Origin of the sequence: Anaerostipes faecis (assembly GCF_910574135.1) — a bacterium.
Taxonomy (GTDB): Bacteria; Bacillota; Clostridia; order Lachnospirales; family Lachnospiraceae; genus Anaerostipes; species Anaerostipes hominis.
Genome location: NZ_CAJSYK010000011.1, coordinates 81,659 through 106,562, shown reverse-complemented (window position 1 = coordinate 106,562; position 24,904 = coordinate 81,659). Strand labels below are relative to the sequence as shown.

Here is a 24,904-nt window from a genome sequence, read left to right as displayed (position 1 = left end):
GTAGTATAGCTTCTTTAAAAACTATTTTATCAGCAATGTGGAAAAGTGAAAGACTTTCATTACTATTTGTGCCGCCGACTTGGCGGCGGAATGGAGATTATTATGATAGACGCCATTTTAAAGCGGCGCAGTATCCGGAAATTTAAAAAAACTGATGTATCTCCCATGATTATAGAGGAGATCATTCAGGCCGGAATTCTGGCCCCGTCCTCAAAAAACAGGCAGCCATGGCGGTTTACCGTCGTCTCAGGCACTGCAAAAGCCGGGATGCTCTCGGCTATGGAACAGGGTATCATAAGAGAAGAAGTGAATCCCCTTCTGCCGGACAGCAGCGCTCATCTGAACGGCGCGCGCTGTACGCTTGAAATCATGAGGCAGGCTCCGGTTACTATATTCATCACCAATGCTTTAGGCCTTGACCTGTCGCGCTCTCTGACAGAAGAAGACCGTATCTCTGAGCTCTGCAACGCCCAGTCGATCGGGGCTGCGATCCAGAATATGACTCTTACCGCCTGTCAACTGGGATTGGGAAGCCTCTGGATCTGTGATATTTTCTTTGCCCTTGAAGAACTGACAACATGGCTTCACGCGGAAGGACAGCTCTTTGCCGCGCTGGCAGTCGGATATGCAGATGAATCCCCTGATCCCCGGCCGAGAAATGACATCAGCTGTATTACCAAATGGATAACGGAATAGTTTGTCTCTTTCCATAAATAAGCCCCTTTACTCTCCCAAAAGAAAAAGTAAAGGGGCTTGATCACTTTGTATACCCATCATGAATGAATAAGCCAACGATAAGCCTGTTTTCTTTATTATTCAGGAAAACCGCAAGAATGATGAAAACCCTTCTGTCCTGTGCAGTTATAATCAATTCCAGTGAAAGGAGAATCAAAAAATGCATTACACAAAAATAGAAAAGATCGTATCGGTCATTGACTATATTGAATCTCATCTGTCCGAAAAACTGGACTTGGAAATCATCTCCGGAGCAATGCACTATTCAAAATACCACCTGCACCGGATGTTCACTGCTGCTGTGGGCCTGACTCTGCACGATTATATTCAGCGCCGGCGTCTGACTGAAGCCGCTAAACTGCTTGTTTTTTCAGAACAGCCGATTCTTGATATCGCTCTGAAGTCAGGGTATGAAAGCCAGCAGGCCTTTTCAAATATTTTTACGGCAATGTATAAGACATCTCCAGGAAAATACAGAGAAAATGAAAAATTCTATCCCCTTCAGCTTAAATTTGATTTTGGAGGTAACTATCCTATGTTAAACAGCAAAGAAGCTTCGAACTGGAATGTGACATTCGCGGCAGAAGATGACATCCCTTGCTGGATGGAACTGGTACGCCTTGTCATTGACGGGTTTCCCCACCTGCATGAGGATGAATATGAAGCAATTCTACGCCAAAAGATCAGAACAAAGCAGGCATTGATCTTAAAAGACGGAAACTGCGCTGTGGGTATCATGCTCTTTTCGTACCAAACCGGTGCCATTGATTTCATGGGTGTACATCCTCTGTATAGAAAAAAGGGCATACCAAAAGCCTTTCTTGAGAAAGTCATGACAGAATTGCTGAACGGAAAAGAAATCAGTATTACCACATTCAGAGAAGGAGACAGGGCAGACACAGGGCACCGCAGAGAAATCCAGGACCTGGGATTTGCAGAGGCAGAACTTCTCATTGAGTTCGGCTATCCCACACAAAGGTTTATTCTGAGCAGGGAGGAGCAGGATCATGGAAAATAAAGAATTACAGTTCCCGGATGAATGGGAGCACCTTACATTGATCCGGACCAGGCTTGACGAGGCACTCCGCGAGGCGGAGGAAGCTGTAAGCCGGCTGGACCGGCAGTACACAGATGCCAGACATTATATGTCCGAGGCCCGGGGAGAGATCGATCCCCATGAAATGTTTCAAAATGAGCTGCTATTAAAACAGACAGACCACACAGGCGCATTTGCAGCAGAAATGTATGAAAGGCTCTGCAAATTGAAGGATTCTCCTTATTTTGGACGAATCGATTTTTGCGAAAAAGGCAGCCTAAGGCCGGAAACATATTATATCGGGCGTTTTTCTTTCCGGCATGGATATGAACTTTTGATCCTTGACTGGCGGGCACCCATATCCGGTATGTTCTACGATTACGAGATCGGGCCGGCCGGATTTGATGCGCCGTCGGGCAGGATCGAGGGGTACCTTGCAAAGAAACGGCAGTTTGGCATCAAAAACGGGGTCCTTGAATATGCCCTTGAGACTTCTGCAAATATACAGGACGATGTCCTTCAAAAAGAGCTGAGCCATACTTCCAGTGAAAAGATGAAAACGATCATTTCTACGATTCAAAAGGAACAAAACCGGATCATACGGGATGAAGAAACTGAAATATTGATCATCCAGGGGGCCGCCGGTTCAGGAAAAACTTCCATTGCACTGCACCGCATCGCATTTCTCCTCTACCGTTTGAAAGACCGGCTGAGTTCCAAAAATGTGACAATCCTTTCCCCAAATAAAGTGTTTGGAGATTATATTTCAAATGTCATCCCCGAACTCGGTGAGGAACCCATCTATGAATTGAGTTTTTTTGAACTTGCCGGAATCCAGCTGGAACATTCCGTTGATTTTGAATCAGAAAAAGATCCCCTGGAATTAAGCGATGCGTCTTATATACAAAGAGTCCGTTTTAAATCATCACTGGATTTTGTTCGTCTCATGGATAATTATATAGAAGAAATGCCCCATCAGATCTTTGTTCCTGATGATGTGTCTCTCGGTCATTTTAAGGCTGAAAAAGAATGGATCATGAAACGGTTTGACGCTTACAGAAAACACCCGGTAAAACAACGTCTGAGAATGACGGCAGACGATATCTGTGACCGTTTTCATGCAGAAAATACTATGCAGGAAGACCTTCCCAGGGCCAGTCAAATATTGAAAAAGCTGACTTCCATACTTTCTGTGAAAAGTACTCTTGCACTATACAAAGATTTTTACAGAAAAGCGGGAGTACCGGAAATGCTGGTGCTGCCTGCAAAAAACACTCTGGAATGGCCTGATGTATATCCTTTTCTATACCTGACAGCGGCCTTTGAAGGTTTAAACGTAAGCAGGATCACAAAACACCTGGTGATCGATGAAATGCAGGATTACACTCCGATACAGTATGCTGTGATCAATCTTTTGTTTCCTTGCTCAAAAACAATACTCGGTGATTTTGGGCAGTCCATACATCCATATCACCTTCACAGTTTAGAAGATATCAGAACAATCTATAAGACTGGGAAATTTACGGAACTGAAGAAAAGCTACCGCTCTACTTATGAAATCATGACTTTTGCCAAACGTATTCTTGATTCTGACTGCTTAGAGCCGGTGGAACGCCGCGGTGAACCGCCTGCCTCCTATGCCTGCACCGATGAAGCGGACCATCTTGAAAAACTTAAAACTGCTGTCATACAATTTAAAGAGGGACGCAGTTCTTCTCTTGGAATCATCACAAAAACAAATGCCAGGGCCGCTGCAGTATATGATCTGCTCTCCAGAGAATTTGAAGTCCATCTTCTCACTCCCGAGAGTACCAGCTTTCAGCACGGCATCACGGTCACTTCCGTCAGGATGTCCAAAGGCCTGGAATTTGATGAAGTGATCATCCCCGATGCAGACAGCAAAACTTACAAAACCGAACATGACAGAAATCTGCTTTATATTGCCTGCACAAGAGCCATGCACCGGCTGACCCTCCTGTACACCCAAGAAATCTCCTGCTTCGCGGAGTGTGCCCTGGAGAACGATATATGATATAATATGTCTATATTAAAATGAGCACGTGAAAAGGAGGAGGATTTCGTGGATACGTCTTACCGCACAAGCCTGGAACTGAACCAAAAGCAGCAGCTGTCCCAGTCACAGATCCAGTCTTTGAATATACTGGCACTGGATAATGGGGAGCTGTCTGAGTTCCTGCAAAATGAATATATTGAAAATCCAATCCTGGATTATTCACCGTCCTCCTCTTCCTATACCGTTTCTGAAAACCGGAGTTTTGACATCCCGGCCGAAAACACGGAGGAAGTCAAAACCTTTTTGTTGGATCAGCTGAACCAGAATGATTTCACACCGATGGAATGGCAGACCATGAAGTTCATGATCGACTGCCTGGACTCCGGCGGTTTCTTTAAGATTTCTGTTCATGAACTTTCCGTTCTCTTAACCATCCCGGAACATGAGATCAGGATGTGCTATGACGTGCTCTCCGATCTGGAACCTGCAGGAATCTTTTCTGAAAATCTGTCCCAGTATCTGCTCAAACAGCTGGAGGTGAAAGGCAAAAAAACCGATATCCTGGAGACGATCATTCTGGATCATCTGGATGACATTGCCCTGGGCCATATCAGCACCATTTCCAGGAAATTAAAGATCAGTACGGCAGAAGTCCGAAAAAACATTGCCGTCATCCGTAACCTGAATTCCAAGCCGCTCCAGGGATTTTCAACGGCGAGGACCGAATATATCACGCCGGATATCATCGTCACATACCAGGAAGGCCAGTGGGATATCCGGCTGAACGACGACTGGGTAGGAAATTATTCTCTGAACGACTATTATGTAAAAATGCTAAGAGACGCAAAAGACCCGGAACTGAAAGACTATTTTCAAAAAAAATATGAGCGGTGCCGTTTTATCATCGCAAGCATTGAACAGCGCAGACAGACCATGTTAAAGATCACAGAAGCCGTTCTTGCACGACAGCCTGATTTCTTTTTAAACCATGGCTGTCTGAAGCCTATGACCATGAACAACGTCGCCGGGGATATCGACATGCACGCCTCCACGGTGAGCCGCGGCATCAAGGGCAAATATCTTCAGTTTCCGTACGGCATCGTTTCCATGAGATCCCTGTTTTCCGGCGCGTCTGTCAGCACGGGAGATATCAAGACGATCTTAAAAGAACTGGTAGCCTCAGAAGACCCGAGAAAGCCGTACAGTGACCAGAAACTCTGCACCCTTTTAAAAGAAAAGGAAATCTCCATCTCCAGAAGGACTGTCGCAAAATACCGGGAACAGATGGGGATCAAAGGCACCTACGACAGAAAAGAGACCTAGAGGGCAGGCTGAAAATGCCCCGGGCTGCACCGGCGTCTCAGTCTCTGTGCCGTTTTTACAGAGTGAAACTGATGCTCTCCCAGACTCTCTGCAGGCATAACACCCATAAGGGAATTGGTCAGAAACATTTCATCGTACATTTCTATGTCCTCCGGCCGGATGACCGTCTCTTCTGCCTGAAAAGACCGGCATATATATGCTCTCATGATACCGGGAAGCATCCCGCAGGAAACGGGCGGAGTATAAAGCTTCTCGCCCTTTACAAAAAACACATTGGATACGGTTCCCTCTGTGATCTCTCCTCTTCCGTTCAGAAAAATAGCTTCGCCGAATCCCTGCTGTGCCGCCTTCCTCTTTTCCATCAGATTTTCTGCGTAGTTTAGTGTCTTATAGTATGTGAGCGGTGATGTCTCGTTTCTTCGAATCTCGCTGTACGCTGTACGGACTTTTGTATCTGAATCTTTTCCCGCATATGGATTTGGGCGCACAGAGGTCACAAAATTTTTCTCTGATACCGCAGTCTTCAGAGCATCATGCCCGGAAAGCTTTTCTTTGTTCTGGTCCAGATATTCCCACACCATTTTTTCTGCCGATTTCCTTTCAAAAGGGATACCGAAATGTTTCACCGCCCCCTCAAGCCTTTCCATATGCCAGTCAAAAAACACCGGTCGTCCGTCTTCCAGAGCCATTGTCTCAAATGCCCCGATTCCAAAATAATACCCTTCATCCGCCTGTAATATCATGATTCCTGTCTCCTCTCTCCTGCCGCGATAGCTTCCAGCACTGCTTTGGCTTTCTGCATCGTTTCCTCATATTCAAACTCCGGGTCTGATTCCCACGTGATGCCGCCGCCCACACCCAGATGATATCTTCCGTTCTTATAAACTGCTGTGCGGATTACAATATTGAAGTCACAGTCCCCGTTCAGTGAAAAATACCCGATGGAACCGGTATAGAGATCCCTTCTGCTCCGCTCCAGCCGGTCAATGATCTCCATTGCCCGGATCTTCGGAGCCCCGGTTACCGATCCCCCCGGAAACATGGCTTTTATCAGCCTGTCCACAGACATATGGTCTTCCAGTTTCCCTGTCACGGTGCTGACCAAATGAAATACGGTCGCATACTCCTCCGGCACACAATGTTCCGGCACCCGGACACTTCCTGGCATGCACACGCGGTTTAAGTCATTCCGTTCCAGATCCACGATCATCAGCAGTTCGCTTCGGTCTTTTTCCGACTCTGAAAGCTCCCTTTTCAGCAGTGCATCTTCCTTCGCGTTTTCACCCCTTCTTCTGGTTCCCTTAATCGGTCTTGTCACGGCGATGCCGTCTTTTACGTTGAGAAAACGTTCCGGAGAGGCACATATCACCTGAAATTCCCCATAGTTCATATAGGCTCCAAACGGAGACGGATTGTAAGTGCGCAAATACCGGAATACCTCATAACACCTTCCGTTTCCCGGAATCGAAAGCTGCTGTGTCATGTTGGCAATATAAATATCTCCTTCTTCAATATGAGCAATCATCTGTTCCACGGCTTTCTCATACTCTTCCTTCCTGAAATTCGGAAAAAACTCCGCTCTCCCCTCCTGTTTCTGCGAAAAATCAGGAATCGTAACCTTCCGCAGTGTCTCTTCCATCTCCCGAAATGCTTCACCGGCGCCGGTAAGTTCCTCTCTTGACGCCAGATAAAGCTGTCTCTCTTCCTGGTCCGCTATGATGAGACGGTCATAAAAAGCGAATACGGCATCCGGAATCTTTAACGTGTCTGCATGTCTGGACGGGATCTTCTCAAATTTTCTTCCGAAATCGTAAGACAAATACCCAAATGCCCCGGAAACCACAGGCAGTCCGGTGATATTTTCTTCTTTATATAAGTTCAGATAATGATCCAGAACTTTCTCGACAGGATCGCCGGAAATGTCTTCGTTTATTTTGCACACTCCATTTTTCTCCTCCAGAATAAGATAAGGTTCCAGGGCGATGACAGAATATCTGCCCTGTTCATTCTTCATGGAAGAGTCAAGAAACACGGCATACTTTTCGTCCCTGTACGGATAAAAAGCCTCTTCCGGCTCCCTGTAAAAATCCAGCTTTTTTATCTTTGTCTTCATGCTTTCCACCTCTCACACAGCCTCATATAATTTGCAAGCAGTTCCGGCCCGTATTCCGTAAGTACTGCTTCCGGGTGAAACTGGACGCCCCAGACCGGCTCCGACCTGTGGCTGACCGCCATCACCTCCCGGTCCGGGGAGACAGCGTCTACCCTGAGTGCCTCTGGAAGGCTTGCTTTGTCCGCGGTCAGAGAGTGATATCTGGTCACAAGAAAATCCTGAGGAAGCCCTGTGAACAGTTCCTCCTGTCTGTGCCTTACAGGCGTCAGTTTCCCATGCATAGGTCTTGACCCTTTGATGACGCGGCCGCCGAAAGCATGACAGATGATCTGATGCCCTAAACATACTCCGAGGATCGGAACCCTGCCTGTAAACCTCCTCACCAGCTCCACGGATTTTACACAGTCCCCGGGACTTCCGGGACCGGGAGAAAGGATCAGCCCCTGAAGTTTCTTCTGCCCGTGCAGCCGCTCCAGAGATTCAAAATCTGCGCAGTCACTCCTTACCGGTTTTACTTCTGCTCCCAGAATCTGAAATTCCCTCACCAGATTATATACATAGGAATCATAATGATCAACCATTACATACATTTTAAAACCTCCTTAAATAAAAAACGACTGCCAAAAGCAGACACAGCCCTCAGGCATATGTCCGCTTCCGGCAGTCTTCCGTTCTGTTTTCTCCTGCAAACAGGATTTCATCCGGGCACACCAGTTTATTTTATTTTTCTCTTCAAATCTTACCACAATTATTTTAAAACTGCAATCATCCCAGATTCACAGTGCCCGGATGCGGATTGTAGATTTCCTTTTTCTACAATCTTTTTACTCTTTCGGCGATCTCCCGGATACAGTCTTCCGCCTGGGAAAGTGAACCGATCCGGTCAAAAAATCCGTGATCCAGGCCCTCATACAGGATCACCTCCGTATTTATCCCCGCCTCAGTGAGCCGCTTTACAAATTCGTCATTGCATATTTTAAAGTAGTCAAATTCTGCCTCAACCATCAGAGTCTTAGGCATTTTCGATAAATCTTCTGCGTAGAGCGGAGACACCTCCCCGTCCATTGTGGAGTATCCATTCTGCACATACAGGTCTTCCATGTAATCTGTCAATTCTTTAAAACGGAACAGACGGTTCATAATATAATCCTTCTGCCCCTCATACATGTCATATAAAGAATAGTCCCAGTGATACGGTGTCCTCTCTGCCGGAGTCAGATCAAGGGCTCCATAAATATAAACCGCCAGCTTGATTCTCTCTTTTTGATCCATAAGACAGCAGTTGGCAGCCAGGGTGCCGCCTGCACTCTCTCCCATGACTGCAATCTTATCCTCATCGATCTTCAGTTTCTCCGCATGTTCTGTAATCCAGTCTAAAGTCCCCATCACATCATCTACCGCTCCCGGAAATGGAGTCTCCGGGGCCAGACGGTATTCCGGTGAGATCACCACTGCGTCTGCCTGTTCTGCCAGATACCGGCACTGGTTGCCTTTTGTCTTTACATCCCCGCCAAAAAATGCGCCCCCATGGATGAACAGCACCGCATTCTTTTTCTTTCCGGTGTCCTTTCCCCTGTATATATGGATATTGATCATATGATCTTTTATTTTAATAATCTTAGAGAGCTCCTGGATTTCACTTGTGGTAATATCCTCTCCTTCCCGTTTCATCTCTGTCCGCAGAAGGGCCAGATCCAGATCCTCCGACGGAACCTGGTTTTTCTGATAGAACATGCCGACCCTCGGCTCCCCTTTTGCCATCTCCCTGTCCAGGACTTTCTTCTCAAATGCATGAGGTGTTTTCTCTTCTAACTTTTCTTTAATACAAATCTCCATTTTTCTGCCTTTCTATATCAAAAGAAAAAATCCCAAAGAACATGCTTCTTTGGGATTTTATGATTATAATTCTACTTTTGCCAGATACTCTGCCACTTCGTCATCTGTGATGAGCACATTGATCAGCCGGCCTTTCAGGACGCTTAAGATCGCATCCTTTTTCTCCATGCCGTAAGCGACGCCGACACGGATCGGTATTTTCTTCAGGTCATCCAGGCTTAAACTGATCAGCCTTCCTTCAAAATCATCTTCGATGAGTTCTCCGTTCTCATTGACAACATGTGAGAGAATCTCTCCTGTTCCGCCCTTTTCCTGCATTCGATCAAACTCTTCCACCGGAATGATCTCTGCATTGATGATAGCCGAATTCTGGCTGATGGTTCCAATTCCCATCACTGCCACATCTGCAGATCTGGCCAGATCCATGACTTCTTTTACACTGTCTTCATTCAGAAAATGTTCTTTTACTTCTGAGGAGGTCACATACTGCGGCGCCAGCAGCTGATAACCGTTGCCGTTGATGATCCTTGCCACTTCATCGATCAGGTAATTAGAATAGGCCAGGCGGTATGCTTTTTCTGCCGTGGGCGGAATATTGGTCGTCGCCATCAGCGGCACTACGTTGACGTCATCCACTTTGAGGAACCTCAGTCTCACGTCCTTGGCCAGACACTCCACCGTCTTCTGCAGGGTTACCCCTCTTGTGAGGGCCAGAGTCATATGGTTCTTCAGCGTTCTCAGTATATAGTCTGACGCATAAAAGGCAATTTCTTCGCTGAGTTCTTCACCATCTTTTACACAGGCGATCACTGCCTCTTTTAAATGAAACTTTTCTTCCAGGATTGTCTCTGTACTTGTCATGGCCCCGTCCGGATAATTGATTTTAATCTGCACGTATCCTTCTTTTCTGGCCTGAGCCAGGGTCCTCGAGATGGTCGTCCTCGAGACATTCAGCTTTTTCCCTATCTCCAGCTGTGACATTCCCTGTTTATAGTGCATTTCTACCACTTTGATGATGAATCTTTCTTCTCTCAATTTGCCCACGCCTTTCTGTTTTCAATCTATATTTCTAGTATACATAACTCCGGGAGGACACGTCAATCGAAAGAATCAGCTCAATTAAATAATAACTCCCAAGCATCCCAATACTAAAGAGACTATTGTAACTCCCAAAGTGGCCGCAAAATAATTTCTTTTTACTTTTGAAAGATATCCCCATACACAGAGCACAACGATCAGCGGAAGCAGTCCCGGTACGATAGAGTCAAAAATGGACTGGAGTGTCGTAGTGTATGCGCTTGTGGCAAATTTAATCGGTGTGGATACTGTCACATAGGTAGAGGCAAGCCCTCCCATCATAAACAGTCCTAAAATACTTGCTCCTGCAATGATCTTGTTGACTAAGCCTGACTTCAGCATATTTTCTGCAAAAGAGTATCCGAAAGTATAGCATTTCTGTGTCAAAAAATATCCGATTCCAAAGCAGATCACGGTCAGCAGTACAATTGGCCCGATGCCGCCCAATGGATTTCCTTTCTTGGCAAGCGGAAGGAATAAACCGATCAGAAGGTACATCAGGGTTGACCATGAAATCGTATCACCGATACCTGCCAGCGGTCCCATTAAACCGGTTTTCAGATTCATAATAACTTCTCCCGGAATCGCTTCGTAATTGCGTGACTTCTTTTCTTCCAGCGCTAAGGTAAGTCCGAGGATCGGTCCTCCACCCCAGTGTGCTTCTGTGTTAAAGAATGTCATATTTCTTTTTAATGCCTCAATATAGCGCGGTTTGTTTTCCTCTCCGGGATAGAACTTTTTCAGTGCCGGCACTAAAGAGGTACAAAAGCTTGGTGCCTGCATTCTCTCGAAGCTGTGGCAGGTCTCTGCGCTGAACCACCAGATCACCCAGGATTTCAGAATATCTTTTTTGCTCAGCAGCTTCTCTGCCGGTTCTTCTTCCTCATCTTCGTCGTCATCATCCTCGTCTGTCTCCCCCTGGAACTCGTTGGATTTAAATGTGATGTAAAGGAATGTCAGGAATCCTCCCACCATCAGCAGGGGAATGGTTCCGATCTTCGTATACTGGATCAGGAAAAAGCCTGCAAAGAAAAACGGAATATATTTTGGTTTTGAAATCAGGTTCGCAATGATGGCAAAACCAACGGCCGGAAGACAGGCTCCCATTGCAGATAAGCCATTTGTCACTGCTGCAGGTATGTTATCCAGCACACCCTGAAGAGCACCGCTTCCGAAATATAACGCGATAGCAACCGGGACACCAAAGCAGATAATTCTTGCGATGGCACAGTATATAACCGACCATCTGGTCATCCCTGCCGCATTGCCCTTTTCTACGAATGTATCGCCTTTCTGGGCAAAAAATCCGGCCATTAAATAGATCAGATTTGTAATCTGTGCTCCCAGAAGTCCAACCGGCACTGCCAAGGCAACTGCTGCTGTAGTGTTCAGCCCGGAAGCCATAGCAACCGGAATTGCTATATAAGCGGCCAGACAAGGATCTGACGGCTGATTTCCGCCCGCTGAGATGACTCCCAGGTAAATCAGCTGCAGTGATGCTCCTATAATCATCGCCTGCGGCATGTCTCCGAGCACAGCTCCGACAACCACCGCGTTAAAAATGACGGTATTGAACATGAAAGCGCCGGCCGTATAAGGAACACAGCATTTTGCTATCCCGCAGAATAAACCAAGCAGAACAGCCTGTAAAATTGTAATCGTCATAGTTTCTCTCCTCCTATGTAAATAAATTAGTGCAGATCAGGAAATGTTTTCTTCATGATCTCCAACGACTCTTTTTTGTCTGTAGGCTGCATCTGGAAGTATAACTTCACTCCGGTCTTTTCAATATCCATTAAAGTCTGTGCCTCACTCTCTGACAAACCTACCTGTTTATAAATCTGCTTTCTGTCATTGATGATCGCCATCTGTCCGATGGTTATCTCTTCAAAGGATACCCCTTTTTCCTGGAGTTCGGCGATCTGATTTACATCCCTGAAAAGTACGAACACATTTTTCGTCCCGAACTGGTTTTTCCCCCATGCTTCCACTGCTTTGTCCACAGAGAAAATACTGACTTTGATATCCGGCGGCGCTGCGAACTTTAATACGCTTTTCTGCATCTTGTCTTTCGCCACATTGTTGTCTATGACCACGATGTGCTGCGCTTTAAAGACATTGACCCACTGCGTTACCACCTGCCCGTGAATTAACCGATCGTCCACTCTTACTGCTAATTTCTTTGCCATACGCTCTCTCCTTTTTTATATTTATGGTTGTTTACTCATCATCGTCATCATTAAGAAATCCTTCCACATCGATTCTGAAGATTCCTTTTTTTCCATTTTCCACAGTGTCCATGCTGAATTCTTTTCCTTTGAGTTCTTCCCTGGACATTACTGCATTGATCAGCATAGGTAAATTCATCCCTGCCGCAACTTCCAGTGCCTTTCCTGTCTCCTGAATGTATCTCATGACCTGGTTGCACGGTGTTCCGCCGAACAAGTCAACCATAATCAGGCTTCCCTCCGGAAATGCTTCAATCATTTCCGCAAAATCTTCTCTGTACTTGTCAATATCATCTCCCGCTTCCAGAGAAAAGGCTGCGATGTTTTCACTGTCTCCGAAAATCATCTGTGCAGTTTCTACCAGTGAGACTGCAAACGGTCCGTGGCTCAGCAAAATGATCCCCGGCAGATCTTTGTTGAGTTTTTCCTGTCTGTAAACCTTCAAAATAATATCCTCCTGTTTTGTTTTATACACCTTTGTGTTCATACTTTCATATAAGTGTGATTATGTTCTCTGTAGGTTTATTATATCCACCTAAACCCTCTTTGTCAAGACAAAATGCACATATTCTTATTAAAGTGGTTAAAATCACAAAAAGGACTCTGGTACAATTCCAGAGCCCTTCATGCTAACGGCTGACATCTCTTTTTTTCTAAAAATCCAACATGGTCTTCCTCTCACCGCAGCATCTCTCAAAGTCACGGATGAAGTCTTTCACCGTCTGTTCCTCAGGAATCTCTTTCCCTCCGTCAGTATCAAATGTCACCTTATGATTTCAGGTCAGGATCACTTTCACAGTCACTTCTGTGCCGTTTCTGATCGAAATTTTCCTCTTCTCTCAAAAACACCGTGACTTTCACCTGAGTACCGTCCGGCGTCTGGTTTCCCTTTGCCGTTACGTTGCCTCCGCTGATCCTGATATTTTTCGTATATCCGCCATAATCCTGTGACCGGCAGGAAGAACCGATGCCCGGGCTGCCGGTTCAGATGTTCATACGCTGTCTCATCTCCCTGCTTTGCCTTCTCCACATATGAACAAAGATTTTTACAGAAGTTTTCGTCCCTCATCTCCCCTTATCCTTTCGCCTTGGTTCATTCTCACAATAAATAGTTTTTTAGAAATACAAGAGGTACTCATTGTAATGTCAACTTTTTTGAACATTGCGACCCCGGCCTTTCTATGGTAAACTCTAAGTAAAATAATCTTCCGTACATAATTGCGGGGAATGGAATACAACAAGGAGGATCTCATGAAAGCCTTATTTATCATCAATCCCTCTTCGGGGAAACAAAATGTTGAAGCTACACTGCAGGAAATCATGTCGACTTTGATCTTAAAACAAATCACTCCACACATTGATGTTTTTTATACAAAGAAAAAAGATGATGCAAAGCACCGGGCGGCAGCCTTAAAGCCCGGAGAATACGACTATGTTGTCTCTGTGGGTGGTGACGGTACCTTAAACGAAGTGTCCAACGGACTAGTGGTCAGCCAGAGTAATATCCCCCTGGCTATCATCTCCGCAGGAACTGTCAATGACTTTGCCACTTATATGAACCTGCCTCAGACAGCCAAAGAGTTCTGTGGTATGATAAAGAATTTCCAGACAAAAAAAGTGGATATCGGTAAGGTCAACGATGAATATTTTATCAATGTCCTGGCCGGCGGCCTGCTCACCGATATTGCTTATAAAGTTCCGAAAGACAAAAAAGCAGTCCTCGGGAAGATGGCATATTACCTGGAAGGCATCAAAGAACTGCCAAAGCAGTTTTCCAAAAATATGGTATTAAAGTACACCAGCAGCGAATTTTCAGAAACCACGGAGACCATGGTCTTTTTAGTAGCCAACTCAAAAAGTGTGGGAGGTTTCCCGACCGCCGCACCGCTGGCTTCTGTATCAGACGGCTATCTGGACGTCTTGATCCTCAAAAAGATCGAATTTTTAACGACTCCTGATCTGATAGTAAAATGGCTCCAGGGCAGCCACCAAAATCACCCGTCCATCGAGTATTTTCAGACGAAAGAGATCTTTATCGAACAGGCATCCACAGACAGTGAGATCGCCATTGACTATGACGGTGAGATCCTGAGCGAGGGACTCCCGGTAAGGATTTCTATCGTTCCGGAGGCATTAAACATTCTTGTGCAGAGACAAGATCCCCAGTAATCCCATATATAAAAACATATTGCTTGATGAGCCGGCCCCCGAAAGTCAGATCAAAAATCTAACGGTTGGGGGCAGTTTTTTTATTATATATTATTTGACTTAGTCAAATATATGGAGGTAATCATTAATGACCGAATCTTTTGCCTTTTATGTGTCAGTTCTCCGTAAACAATTTACGCAGTATTGTACGGAAAAACTTGCAGAGATCAATGTAACTTACGGACAGCTGTTCATTCTTATTTTTGTCGGCAAGAAAGAAACATGTTCGCCCAAAGAAATATCCCTTGCCTTGAAGCTGGATGCGGGCCATCTGACCAGAACACTTTCAAAACTCTGAACAATATAAAAAGATGAAAAAGAACGGAATTGAATTCCCTTTTGCTGAACACGAAAATACGGTCTGCAATGATAAAATCAGGAATCTGACTTCATACGAAACTCCCGGTGTATTAAAAAAAGACACATTTACCTACGAAAATTTAACCGGTATTGATTTCAGGGTTCTGAAACCCTCAGAAAGCATGTTTTCCCCTGTGCTGAAATTCACTTTATTTGAACGCTTTTCAGAAGAATATTTAGAAGTTTCTGAAATTATGAAAGTAAACGGAAAGAGAACTTTTGGATATGACAGCCCTATCGTTTACAAAAGTGTTGAACGGATTTAAAATAATGCCGGAAAAATCTTTATAAAAGGCTTTTCCGGCATTGAAAATTTTTTAATAACTGATCTTGGTTGATCCCAGATCTTCATCTCCATAAGAGGCATAAATTTTATTGTTCTCGGTATATACTTTCAGCTCAGCAGAATCCTGGTCCTTGGTCAGCAGCACAGAAAAGTCACTTAAGCTGCCGCCCAGCGGAAGCTGGTACGGAGAAAGTTTACATGCCATCTGAGTGACCGGATTTTCCCGGCTCTCTGAAAGGTCGCAGTTTAATCCCGCAAAAGGTGCCACGGATTTATAATTCTTAAAACCATAATCAAACAGTTTGATCGTATCCCTGTACAATTCATATCCGTTTCCCCGCAGGATCACGGAGATCAGTTCCGTATCCCCGCGCTTTGCAAAAGTTACGAGAGTACCGCCGGCTCTTGTCGTATAACCGGTCTTTCCGCCCTCCACGCCTTTGTATAAAAACATCGTCTGTTTTACCATCTTGTGGTGATTCCATAACTCTCTGCCCTTTTTCTCCTTGTTGGTTCCGGACATAAAATAATGAGAAGAACATGCGATCTTGCGGAACATCGGATTTTGAAGAGCCGCTTTCGTGATCAACGCCATATCCCTCGCCGTCACATAATGCTTATCATTGTGAAGGCCGTTGGGATTCATAAAATGAGACCCTTTGCAGCCGATTTCTTTCGCTTTTTTATTCATCAGGCCCGCAAATTTTTCGATGCTGCCGCTTGTATGCTCCGCGACACCATTGCAGGCTTCATTTGCGGATTCCAGCATGATCCCGTACAGGACGTCGATGAGCGGAATCTCCTCGCCGGTCTTAATGCCGATGTGAGTGCTTCCAGGCTCAATGCTGTTTACAGCATGTCTGGAGAATTTGACTGTGGAGTACAGATCATCATTGTTCTCTATCGCCACCAAAGTCGTCAGGATCTTGGTGATGCTGGCCGGATAGCTTTTCTTGTCAATGTTTTTTGCATAGAGGATCTTCCCGGTCTTGGCATCCATCAATATTCCGCAGACTCCGTTGATCGACGGCTTCTCTGCATTTGTGTCTTCCTTTGTGGCAAGTCCTCTCTCTGCCGCCTTTGCCGGCACGGTCCCTGCTGTCACCAGTACAGTTGCTGTAAGCATTACCAGTAATCGTTTTACATATTTCTTCATATGTTTTTCCTCATAATTCTTATTTGAAATTAATTGTCATAATGTATAGCTGGCGGTCCGTATAATAAGTCACTTCCATCTTTTTTGCCCCGAATCCGGGCACTCTTCTCAGCAGATCAAAAATCTTTCTGTCGGTGATCAGCTGCCGGCAGGCCTTCTCATATTCTTTCCGGCTGCCCATCTGAAAACTGATCTGCCCCTGATTTTTCTGTTCACAGAGCTGGTTATAGATCTTCCCCAATTCAAACTGCCTGTAGTAATGATTCTGCCTCACATAATAATTGTTCTTCTTTGAACTGCATTTGGGCACCTTGAGTCCCTGATCCAGAGTGTGTCCCCTCAGAAGTTCCTCCTCAGTCATCCCGAAAAACCCCTTGGACATCTTCTGATTATTGCTTCCCCAGGTGGGGTCCACATAACAGTCGGTTCCTTCGATCTGTACCAGATTCCACGCATGATTCTGTCCGTTGGCCCTTCCGTACACCATCCGGCACGGGATGCCCATCTTCTGGTAAATATACTGAAGACTCTTGGCATATCCTGTACAGACAGTCTCTTCATTGACCATGCCGCTGATCAGGTTTTGATTATATCTGCTGCCCTCCCGGTAGGAGATCCTCTTGGTCAGATGCTCATAAACAGTATAGACCTTCTCATATTCCGTCTCTTTTTTGTCTGCATAGGAAAGATACACGGCAAGATTTTTCTTCAATTTCTTATCGTACTGTCTGGTCTGCTTTTCCGTAAAAATATAATGGGGCAGGAACACGACGTTTTTCTTCGTTCCCGATGTCTTCCATTTGATATTTCCGGTAAAATCGAACCAGAACAGTTCAGGGCAGTCGGATTCCATCTGCTTTAAAATATCCTCCATCCGCTTTGTAGTAACCTGCTCAATCTCGATCTCCTTTTTTCTGTTGAAAATCCCATAGTACATGAGGCTGTAAACCCTTTTGCCCTCTTTTGAAAGGCTCTGGTAACCGTACTTGGTCTCAAAAAGGTCTTTGTGGGTCTTTTTTACCTCTGTGACAATCTTCTTTTGTTCCTTCTGGTGGATGCGGCTCTGGATCGATGACACCATATTCGGCAGCATAAAGACCAGTACCAGCAGAAGGATTGATGCAAATGCTTTCAGAACTTTTTTCATAGGCAGCTCCTACCCGATCAGTCCCAGGCGTTTCAGTCCCAGTGCCAGGCCGTCCCGGTCCGCAGGCTCCGTTTTGTATTCGGCCTGTTCCAGCAGTTCAGGGACTGCATTTCCCATGGCAACCCCGTATTGTACATAATTTAACATCTCAATGTCATTGGCGCTGTCTCCAAATGCATAGCTGTCTTTCCGGCCGATCCCAAAATGATCCAGCACCATCCTGATGCCGGTGGCTTTATTGACCCCTGAAGGGATAAACTCTACGGAATTTACTTCTTTATGTATGATACCGCTCATAGTTCCCCCGGTCATCTCCTCCACATATTCCTTCTGCGCAAAGTCCATGTGATGGTATGTCCATTTGTTCACTGCCTCTGCCTGGGACAGCGGATATATATAAGGGGTCGTGGTCTCTCTCAGCCTTTCCACCACTTTCAGATAAAAACCGTCCTGATTTTCCGGGTCATAATAGCTCCCTTTCACGCCTTCTAAAACGATCCCGATCCCATGTTTTTGTCCGTAATCAATGACCTTTCGCAGGTTCTCACCGGAAACCTGATCATTGCACAGCTCTCTGCCTTCACAGATCACATGGGCTCCTGCCGCCGCGATCATGCCGTGAAAACCCAGTTCCATATAGGATTCCGGTACCATGCCGTAAGCTCTTCCGGTACAGAGCATCACTTTACACCCTTTGTCTATCAGCTCAGCCACGGCCCTCTGAGCAGACTCCGGAATACCGATCCCGTCACAGTACAAAGTGCCGTCAATGTCTAAAAATACAATTTTATTCATGCTTCGCTCCTATATATTCTCAATCTGCCAGTCCACCGGCTCAATGCCGTGTTCTTTCAGAAACTCGTTGGTCCTGCTGAAATGACGGCATCCGAAAAACCCTCTGGACGCAGAAAAAGGACTCGGGTGAGGCGCTTCAAGCACCAGCTGTTTCGGGTTGGTAAGCATCCATTTTTTATTCTGGGCATTTCTTCCCCATAGAAGATAGACGATCGGGCGGTCCTGCTCGTTTAGTATGCGGATCGCAGCGTCCGTAAACTCTTCCCATCCGATATCTTTGTGGGAATTCGCCTTGTGCGCCTGGACGGTCAGAACAGTATTTAAAAGCAGGACACCCTGCTCAGCCCATTTGGTCAGATATCCGTTGTTCGGTATGTAGCAGCCCAAATCATCGTGCAGTTCCTGGTAAATGTTGACCAGGGACGGCGGTGTCTGTACTCCCGGCTTCACAGAAAAAGACAGCCCGTGGGCCTGTCCTACATTGTGGTATGGGTCCTGGCCTAAGATCACCACCTTTACCTTGCTCAAAGGCGTCAGGTGGAACGCGTTAAAAATATCATCCGCCGGCGGAAAGATGTTCTTTTGTGCGTACTCAGCCGTCACTGTCTGATACAGCTTTTTATAATACGGCTTTTTGTATTCTTCTTTCAGATGCTCAGCCCAGTCATTTGTAATCGGTGGCATACTCTGTTCTCCAATCTGTTGCTTAAATTTCTATATAATATACGTGTGTATTATAAACTATAAGGCCCTGTTTTGCAAACTTGAGAAATGCGCAGATTCCTTTTTCTTTGGCACATCTTGTGATAAAATAATCTTGACAAAGGAGGATTGTCGCATATGAAAACTTCAAAAATTGAAAATCCCCACTCTCTGTCCGTCTCTATCGTATTCGACGGACTCCTGGCGGGGATAGTTGCCGGCTGTATTGCCGTCATCTACCGTATTTTATTAAATCACGCGGAATCTCTGTTGTTCCGCATTATAGACTTTACAAAAGGAAATGCCTTCTATATCGCAGGCTGGTTTGCCGTCCTGGTAGTCCTCGGCCTGATCGTAGGCAGACTGGTCAGCTGGGATGAAATGTGCTCCGGAAGCGGTATCCCCCAGGTGCAGGGGGAGATGAAAGGATACATAAGCCAGAACTGGATCAGCGTACTGATCACAAAGATCACAGGCGGCACACTCTCGATCCTTGGCGGTCTGTCTCTTGGACGTGAAGGCCCCTCTGTCCAACTGGGCGCCATGGCCGCCAAAGGGCTTGCAAAGATCACACGAAAGAGCAAGACAAAGGAAAGGATCATGGAAGTGTGCGGTTCCGGCGCGGGTCTGGCCGCTGCTTTTAACGCACCTCTGGCAGGCATTATGTTTGCTCTGGAAGAAATTCAGAAGAACTTTAACAGTTCCATGCTGGTCTGTGTCACTGCCGGTGCCCTGACCTCGGATTTTATTTCTAAAAATGTATTCGGATTATCTCCGGTGTTTGAATTCAGGCTGAAGTCTGCCCTTCCGCTTAAATATTACGGCCTGCTGATCCTGCTGGGGATCATCCTTGGTGCTGCCGGGGCCATATATAACCGTGTCATGCTGAAAGGACAGGATGTTTACAAAAAACTCTCCTTCCTGAAACCGGAGTACAGGACCGTAATCCCGTTCCTCGTATCGGGTGTGCTGTGCTACTGCCTTCCTTCTGTACTCGCAGGAGGCCATGCCATGATCGAACGCCTGGAGACCGGACATCTTTTGATCGGAACTATGGTGCTTCTGCTCCTTGTCAAGTTTCTGTTTTCGGCTGTCAGCTTTGGCTCCGGAGCACCGGGAGGCATCTTCTTCCCTCTCCTGATACTTGGCGCATACATCGGTTCTATTTATGGAACCTCTGTCACAGGACTTACAGGCATCAGTCAGGATTACATCATTAACTTTATTATCCTTGCTATGGCCGGATTTTTCACTGCCATCGTCAGAGCCCCGATCACCGGCGTCATTCTGATTGCGGAAATGACAGGTACTTTTGAACATTTTCTTTCCCTGGCCGTTGTATCACTGACTGCCTATGTGATTGCCCATCTTCTGAAAAGTGAGCCAATCTACGAAAGTCTTCTGGGCCGCATCCTTGCAAAAAAGGGATTAAAAACAACGGATGCCGCAGAGGGAAAAGTGCTCTCAAGCTTTGTTGCCGGAACAACCTGTCTTGCTGTGGGAAAAAAAATCAAAGATGTGGCCTGGCCGGAACACTGCCTGATCGTCACCATCAGCCGGGGCAAAGAAGAGATTATCGCCAAAGGAAGCACTGTGGTACACTCCGGCGATACGTTAGTTGTCCTAGTTGATGAAGACTACCTGGGAATGGTGACTGAAAGCTTCCAGCTTATCTGCGGGGAGATTACGGCGGGATAACCCCCGCAGCTAGATACGCTTACCCCGTTTGGTCAACAGGGTAGGCATTTTTTATATTTATAATAGAGGGGGATTAAGCCGCCAGGTTGTGTATCCACCTTTTGGAAATGGATGCCTGCCAGAAAGGATAAACTTATGAAATACAAACAAGTTTTTCAGATGCTTGACAGCATCCCTTACCTTTCTGTCGGTCCTGATGTCGGTTCTGACTTTACCTGGATGTCGATCGCTCTTCCGAACGGAGCTTTTATCGGGAAACCTTTCAAGAACATTGTGAACGCTACGCGGCAGCACACCTTTCTGCCTCTGAAAAGGCGGCATAGTCATTTGGAACTCTGCGTTTATGGATTGAAAAGGAGAATCAATGACTAATACGAGATATAATCTGCAATACCTTCCGCTTTTTTACAAGGTTTTGGAAGATACATTAGTTTATATTTGCGATTAATTAAAAAATCCACAGGCCGCCAAGCAATTGTTAAATGATGTAGAAAATGCAATATTAGAACGTCTGCCATATGCAGAATCCTTTGAACCATTTCATTCTTTTAAAGAAAGAAAATACTCATATTATCGTATATACGTAAAAATTTTGAAGTCCGAAGTTTTCTCCACAAAAGTCAAAACCGTGATAACAACTTTATTACTGCAATTCCTCACTCTTTTAAAAACACCTGAAATGTCTGTTATTCTTTCTCTCCCCAATCATCAGCACAGGCAATATATAGATCGCCGACATAAAGATCCCTCGCATGATAAAGATCATATCGTGCATATGGCTTTCCATGTTTTCCAGATAATAATTCGGGAACATTCCCGCCAGCACGCTGGTCTCGTCGAGCATCAGCACAGAGGATATGACCGCTTCCAGCAGGAGGAACAAAAGGCTCATCCCCAGTCCCAATCCCCCGCTTTTAAAGGAAAAACACAGGAGCCCAAAGACCGCTGCATAGACACTCATCAACAGGAATTCAAAGAGCAGTTCGGAGATGAACATCCACACATCCGGTTTTCCCAGCCCAAAGTTAAGCGTCAGCCCTATGACATAGAGGGCCGTCTGAAACAGCAGAAGTCTTGCCATCGTATTTTCTACTTTTATGTATCTCCAGAAGAAAGAGGACAGCTCCCTCCGCCTCATCACATCTGCCGTATAGACGGCCACGCACAGTTCCAGTACACCCGAGGACATGGAGGTGAGATGGACCGCGTTGATCCCTTTTGGCAGAAAACCGTAGAGGGCTTCCAGACTCAGCTGGTATCCCTTCGGAGACGGCCCGGTGCTCAGGTAAGAGAGCACTGCCATGTCCATGACTGCATAGCAGGAAAGAGCCGTGACACAGGCCACGATGATCTTTCCGCTGTGATATTTAAAATCCCTCCCCTCTGAATAGACTTTAAAACAGGCCACAAGAATACCGGCCAATGCCGCACACGGAGCTGCGATGGAAAAATTAATCTCCTGAAGGAAAAGAGATACGAACTCATCTTCCATCATCATTTTGACTGCAGTGTAGACAAGGTATCCGGCGCAGATATCATTTAAGACTGGAAACTCTTCCATCCACTCTGCGATGGTTCCGCTGAACCACAAAAGCAGCGGCACACAAAATGCCAGACCGCCGAAGATCAGCAGAAATTCTCTCATATGCAGACCGCCGCCGTCCGCAGACACGACCCCGAGTATAGCCAGCACGTTGTCGAAACTCATGCTCACATCTACTGCCACAATGGAAATGATGGCAAACCAAAAGTTATCCTTCTGTTCTGTCTGTTCACGCTTTTCACTTCCCGTTCCGCTTTCCTTCATCATCGTGAAAGTGACATACAAAAGCATCACACCTCCCAGTATCCTGATGTGAAGCCATGGAATCCTGAACAAAAATCCGATGATCCCCACAAAGATCATCTTAAGAAGGATAGACAGCCAGACGCCCAGATCTCTGGCCGCTTTGGCACGGCGCTTTGAAAGCCCCCTGGTTGCCATGGCGATGACGCCAATATTGTCCAGAGACACGACAAGGTTGATAAAAATAATCTGAAGAAGCGTACCCAAAAGGCCTTCCCCCTGTACAAACTTTATTATTTACCATATATATGCAGAAAGCCGCACATTCATTTCTGAATGTACGGCTTTTTTAACAGTTAATCCCTTACCTTGATGTGTGTTTCCCTGAGCTGAAGCTCCGATACTTCTCCCGGCGCACCGCACATCAAATCCTGTGCAGTTCCGCTCATAGGGAAGGCGATCACTTCGCGGATGTTTTCTTCATTTCTGAGGAGCATGATCATTCGGTCGACTCCCGGGGCCATTCCAGCATGAGGAGGCGCACCGAACTGGAATGCATTATATAACGCTCCGAATTTTTCTTTTAATGCCTCTTCATCATATCCTGCGATCTCAAATGCCTTAACCATGACATCCAGATCATGGTTTCTCACCGCACCGGAAGAAAGTTCCACTCCATTGCAGACGATATCGTACTGGTATGCGAGAATATCCAGAGGATCTTTTTCATTCAGCGCTTCAAGTCCTCCCTGAGGCATAGAGAATGGATTATGTGTAAAGGTCACCTGCCCTGTCTCCTCGTCTGTCTCATACATCGGAAAATCGTTGATGTAACAAAAACGGTACGCATTTTTCTCACAGAGATCCAGGCGGGCGGCAAGTTCGTCCCTGATCTGTCCCGCAAACTGACAGGCAAGTTTTTCACTTGCTGCGATAAAGAAGATTACGTCCCCTGCCTCAAGATGTGCCTTCTTTGCAAGCTCGCTCTTCATATCTTCCGGAATAAATTTGTCGATCGGTCCCTTGTAGGACATATCTTCTTTTACTTCCAGGTATCCGAGTCCTGCCATGCCGATGGACTGTGCAAATTTAAGGAGCTTTTCATGGAATCCTTTTGAGAGATTTGCGTGGACTTTCACGGCCCTCACTGTCTTGTCGTGGAACGGCTTGAAAGTACATCTCTGGAAAAAGTCTGTCACGTCCACGATCCTGAGAGGATTCCTTAAATCCGGTTTGTCCGTTCCAAATTCCAGCATCGCCTGCTTATAACTGATAACCGGGAATGGCGTGTCTGTCACAACGGACCCTTCCGGTGCAAATTTCTTAAAGGTCTCTGCCAGCACTTCCTCACCGATTTTAAAGACATCTTCCTGTGTGGCAAAACTCATCTCAAAGTCCAGCTGGTAAAATTCTCCCGGAGAACGGTCGGCGCGGGCATCTTCATCTCTGAAACAAGGCGCAACCTGATAGTATTTGTCGATGCCGGATACCATCAGCAGCTGTTTGTACTGCTGCGGAGCCTGAGGGAGTGCATAAAACTTCCCTTTATATTTTCTGGACGGAACAATATAGTCCCTTGCCCCTTCCGGTGAAGATGCGCAGAGGATCGGTGTCTGGATCTCCATAAATCCAAGATCATTCATCTTTCTTCTCAGGAAACCGATGACTTCGGAGCGGAATTTGATATTGTCCTTTACTTTGCGGTTTCTCAAATCTAAATACCGGTATTTTAAACGGACATCCTCACGGATCTCTTTGGACCCTGACACTTCAAACGGAAGGTCGGTATATACCTTTCCGAGCACTGTAATCTTATGGGCTTCCAGTTCGATCGTTCCCGTGGGAATCTTCGGATTATAAGTCTCCTCGTCCCTGTGCTCAATGATCCCTTCGATGGAAAGGCATTCTTCTTTTCTCACTTCATTTAAAAGACTTCCGTCTCTTAACACGACCTGCATAACGCCATACATATCTCTTAAATCAATAAATGACACTCCGCCGTGGTCACGGATATTTTCCACCCACCCGGCGATCTTTAACTGGGACCCGATATCGCTCTCAGAAATCTTATCCATAGTCTTGCTGCGGTACATATTTGACATTTTTTTCTCCTTTTTGCTTTCATCATGTTAGACTTTTTTGTAATAAAAAAAGTCGTCTATCCTAAAAAATCATTCAGGACGGACAACTGTACAAGTTCCGCGGTACCACCTGATTTGCTGCTTTTACAGCCTCTCTGGTATGCTGAATAACGCACAGCCTGCGACGCACCTACTGATCCTATGGACGTTCAGATTGCAGCTCCTGAGTGTTCTTCACATGGATTCACTCTGCAGGGTTCCCACTGTCTCCTGCTCACTGTAAGCGATAATCTATGCTACTTTTCTCAATCTACGCTTTTTGG

23 protein-coding genes, 1 pseudogene and 1 other annotated feature are annotated in these 24,904 nt (G+C 45.9%); of the genes and pseudogenes, 9 read left to right on the top strand and 15 right to left on the bottom strand.

What is annotated here, in order from left to right; all coding sequences use genetic code 11:
• The first annotated feature begins 102 nt into the window (after positions 1 to 102).
• The 4 genes from QGT46_RS09375 to rpoN all read left to right on the top strand — a co-directional run bounded on the left by QGT46_RS09375 (position 103) and on the right by rpoN (position 5,108).
• Positions 103 to 696, top strand: coding sequence for a nitroreductase family protein (locus QGT46_RS09375; protein ID WP_301590550.1), 594 nt, complete (start codon positions 103 to 105; stop codon positions 694 to 696).
• Between the two features lie 199 nt (positions 697 to 895).
• Positions 896 to 1,753 (top strand): GNAT family N-acetyltransferase, encoded by an 858-nt coding sequence (locus QGT46_RS09370; protein WP_024728529.1) that lies wholly within the window; start codon positions 896 to 898, stop codon positions 1,751 to 1,753.
• The gene (locus QGT46_RS09365) at positions 1,743 to 3,803 is read left to right on the top strand and encodes a HelD family protein (RefSeq protein ID WP_301590547.1); all 2,061 of its coding nucleotides are present in this window, start codon (positions 1,743 to 1,745) and stop codon (positions 3,801 to 3,803) included. The genes QGT46_RS09370 and QGT46_RS09365 overlap by 11 nt, the downstream gene beginning before the upstream one ends.
• 48 nt (positions 3,804 to 3,851) lie before the next feature.
• Positions 3,852 to 5,108 carry an RNA polymerase factor sigma-54 gene (gene rpoN, locus QGT46_RS09360; RefSeq protein ID WP_301590546.1) on the top strand — a complete coding sequence of 419 codons (1,257 nt, stop codon included), beginning with the start codon at positions 3,852 to 3,854 and terminating at the stop codon, positions 5,106 to 5,108.
• Here the strand turns inward: rpoN and QGT46_RS09355 are convergent.
• The 9 genes from QGT46_RS09355 to QGT46_RS09315 all read right to left on the bottom strand — a co-directional run bounded on the left by QGT46_RS09355 (position 5,105) and on the right by QGT46_RS09315 (position 13,431).
• The gene (locus QGT46_RS09355) at positions 5,105 to 5,851 is read right to left on the bottom strand and encodes an aminotransferase class IV (protein WP_301590543.1); all 747 of its coding nucleotides are present in this window, start codon (positions 5,849 to 5,851) and stop codon (positions 5,105 to 5,107) included. The two genes, rpoN and QGT46_RS09355, sit on opposite strands and share 4 nt — an antisense overlap.
• The gene (pabB, locus tag QGT46_RS09350) at positions 5,848 to 7,221 is read right to left on the bottom strand and encodes an aminodeoxychorismate synthase component I (protein WP_301590541.1); all 1,374 of its coding nucleotides are present in this window, start codon (positions 7,219 to 7,221) and stop codon (positions 5,848 to 5,850) included. Before pabB ends, QGT46_RS09355 begins: the two co-directional genes overlap by 4 nt.
• Entirely contained in the window at positions 7,218 to 7,811 is a 594-nt protein-coding gene (locus QGT46_RS09345; RefSeq protein ID WP_301590539.1) for an anthranilate synthase component II, read from the bottom strand. The genes pabB and QGT46_RS09345 overlap by 4 nt, the downstream gene beginning before the upstream one ends.
• Positions 7,812 to 8,034: 223 nt before the next feature.
• Positions 8,035 to 9,057: an alpha/beta hydrolase gene (locus QGT46_RS09340; protein ID WP_301590537.1), complete on the bottom strand. Its 1,023-nt coding sequence runs from the start codon at positions 9,055 to 9,057 to the stop codon at positions 8,035 to 8,037.
• 63 nt (positions 9,058 to 9,120) lie between these two features.
• Positions 9,121 to 10,101: a sugar-binding transcriptional regulator gene (locus QGT46_RS09335; protein WP_186992512.1), complete on the bottom strand. Its 981-nt coding sequence runs from the start codon at positions 10,099 to 10,101 to the stop codon at positions 9,121 to 9,123.
• Positions 10,102 to 10,176: 75 nt separating this feature from the next.
• The gene (locus QGT46_RS09330) at positions 10,177 to 11,799 is read right to left on the bottom strand and encodes a PTS system mannose/fructose/sorbose family transporter subunit IID (protein ID WP_024728537.1); all 1,623 of its coding nucleotides are present in this window, start codon (positions 11,797 to 11,799) and stop codon (positions 10,177 to 10,179) included.
• A gap of 26 nt (positions 11,800 to 11,825) precedes the next feature.
• The gene (locus tag QGT46_RS09325; RefSeq protein ID WP_301590533.1) at positions 11,826 to 12,323 is read right to left on the bottom strand and encodes a PTS sugar transporter subunit IIB; all 498 of its coding nucleotides are present in this window, start codon (positions 12,321 to 12,323) and stop codon (positions 11,826 to 11,828) included.
• 31 nt (positions 12,324 to 12,354) lie between these two features.
• Entirely contained in the window at positions 12,355 to 12,807 is a 453-nt protein-coding gene (locus QGT46_RS09320) for a PTS sugar transporter subunit IIA (protein ID WP_024728539.1), read from the bottom strand.
• A 354-nt stretch (positions 12,808 to 13,161) separates the two neighbouring features.
• Positions 13,162 to 13,431 carry a hypothetical protein gene (locus QGT46_RS09315; protein ID WP_301590530.1) on the bottom strand — a complete coding sequence of 90 codons (270 nt, stop codon included), beginning with the start codon at positions 13,429 to 13,431 and terminating at the stop codon, positions 13,162 to 13,164.
• 182 nt (positions 13,432 to 13,613) lie between these two features.
• Here QGT46_RS09315 and QGT46_RS09310 point away from each other — a divergent pair, with 182 nt between their 5' ends.
• From QGT46_RS09310 to QGT46_RS09300, 3 genes are all read left to right on the top strand, one after another.
• Positions 13,614 to 14,531, top strand: coding sequence for a diacylglycerol/lipid kinase family protein (locus QGT46_RS09310; protein WP_301590528.1), 918 nt, complete (start codon positions 13,614 to 13,616; stop codon positions 14,529 to 14,531).
• Between the two features lie 127 nt (positions 14,532 to 14,658).
• Positions 14,659 to 14,868: a hypothetical protein gene (locus QGT46_RS09305; protein ID WP_024728541.1), complete on the top strand. Its 210-nt coding sequence runs from the start codon at positions 14,659 to 14,661 to the stop codon at positions 14,866 to 14,868.
• Between the two features lie 13 nt (positions 14,869 to 14,881).
• Positions 14,882 to 15,196, top strand: coding sequence for a hypothetical protein (locus tag QGT46_RS09300; RefSeq protein WP_301590526.1), 315 nt, complete (start codon positions 14,882 to 14,884; stop codon positions 15,194 to 15,196).
• Between the two features lie 51 nt (positions 15,197 to 15,247).
• Here the strand turns inward: QGT46_RS09300 and QGT46_RS09295 are convergent, their stop codons facing one another.
• The 4 genes from QGT46_RS09295 to QGT46_RS09280 are packed head-to-tail and all read right to left on the bottom strand — an operon-like array spanning position 15,248 to position 18,998.
• Complete coding sequence (locus QGT46_RS09295; protein ID WP_024728543.1) at positions 15,248 to 16,372, bottom strand: D-alanyl-D-alanine carboxypeptidase family protein; 1,125 nt, start codon at positions 16,370 to 16,372, stop codon at positions 15,248 to 15,250.
• Positions 16,373 to 16,391: 19 nt separating this feature from the next.
• Positions 16,392 to 17,519: a transglutaminase domain-containing protein gene (locus QGT46_RS09290; protein WP_301590525.1), complete on the bottom strand. Its 1,128-nt coding sequence runs from the start codon at positions 17,517 to 17,519 to the stop codon at positions 16,392 to 16,394.
• A gap of 9 nt (positions 17,520 to 17,528) precedes the next feature.
• Positions 17,529 to 18,314 (bottom strand): Cof-type HAD-IIB family hydrolase, encoded by a 786-nt coding sequence (locus tag QGT46_RS09285; protein ID WP_024728545.1) that lies wholly within the window; start codon positions 18,312 to 18,314, stop codon positions 17,529 to 17,531.
• A 9-nt stretch (positions 18,315 to 18,323) separates the two neighbouring features.
• The gene (locus QGT46_RS09280) at positions 18,324 to 18,998 is read right to left on the bottom strand and encodes a uracil-DNA glycosylase (protein WP_024728546.1); all 675 of its coding nucleotides are present in this window, start codon (positions 18,996 to 18,998) and stop codon (positions 18,324 to 18,326) included.
• A gap of 156 nt (positions 18,999 to 19,154) precedes the next feature.
• On the opposite strand from QGT46_RS09280, the gene QGT46_RS09275 reads away from it, so the two are divergent.
• Together QGT46_RS09275 and QGT46_RS17275 are read left to right on the top strand one after the other, a co-directional pair.
• The gene (locus QGT46_RS09275) at positions 19,155 to 20,714 is read left to right on the top strand and encodes a ClC family H(+)/Cl(-) exchange transporter (protein ID WP_301590522.1); all 1,560 of its coding nucleotides are present in this window, start codon (positions 19,155 to 19,157) and stop codon (positions 20,712 to 20,714) included.
• 135 nt (positions 20,715 to 20,849) lie between these two features.
• Positions 20,850 to 20,988 (top strand): annotated as a pseudogene (locus tag QGT46_RS17275) (IS110 family transposase); the annotation flags it as partial.
• Positions 20,989 to 21,378: 390 nt separating this feature from the next.
• On the opposite strand, the gene QGT46_RS09265 reads toward QGT46_RS17275, so the two are convergent.
• Entirely contained in the window at positions 21,379 to 22,767 is a 1,389-nt protein-coding gene (locus tag QGT46_RS09265; protein WP_301590520.1) for a YjbE family putative metal transport protein, read from the bottom strand.
• 89 nt (positions 22,768 to 22,856) lie between these two features.
• On the bottom strand, positions 22,857 to 24,602 hold the full coding sequence (gene aspS, locus QGT46_RS09260; RefSeq protein WP_301590518.1) for an aspartate--tRNA ligase: 1,746 nt from the start codon (positions 24,600 to 24,602) through the stop codon (positions 22,857 to 22,859).
• Between the two features lie 71 nt (positions 24,603 to 24,673).
• Positions 24,674 to 24,903, bottom strand: a binding site (T-box leader).
• Position 24,904: the final 1 nt, after the last annotated feature.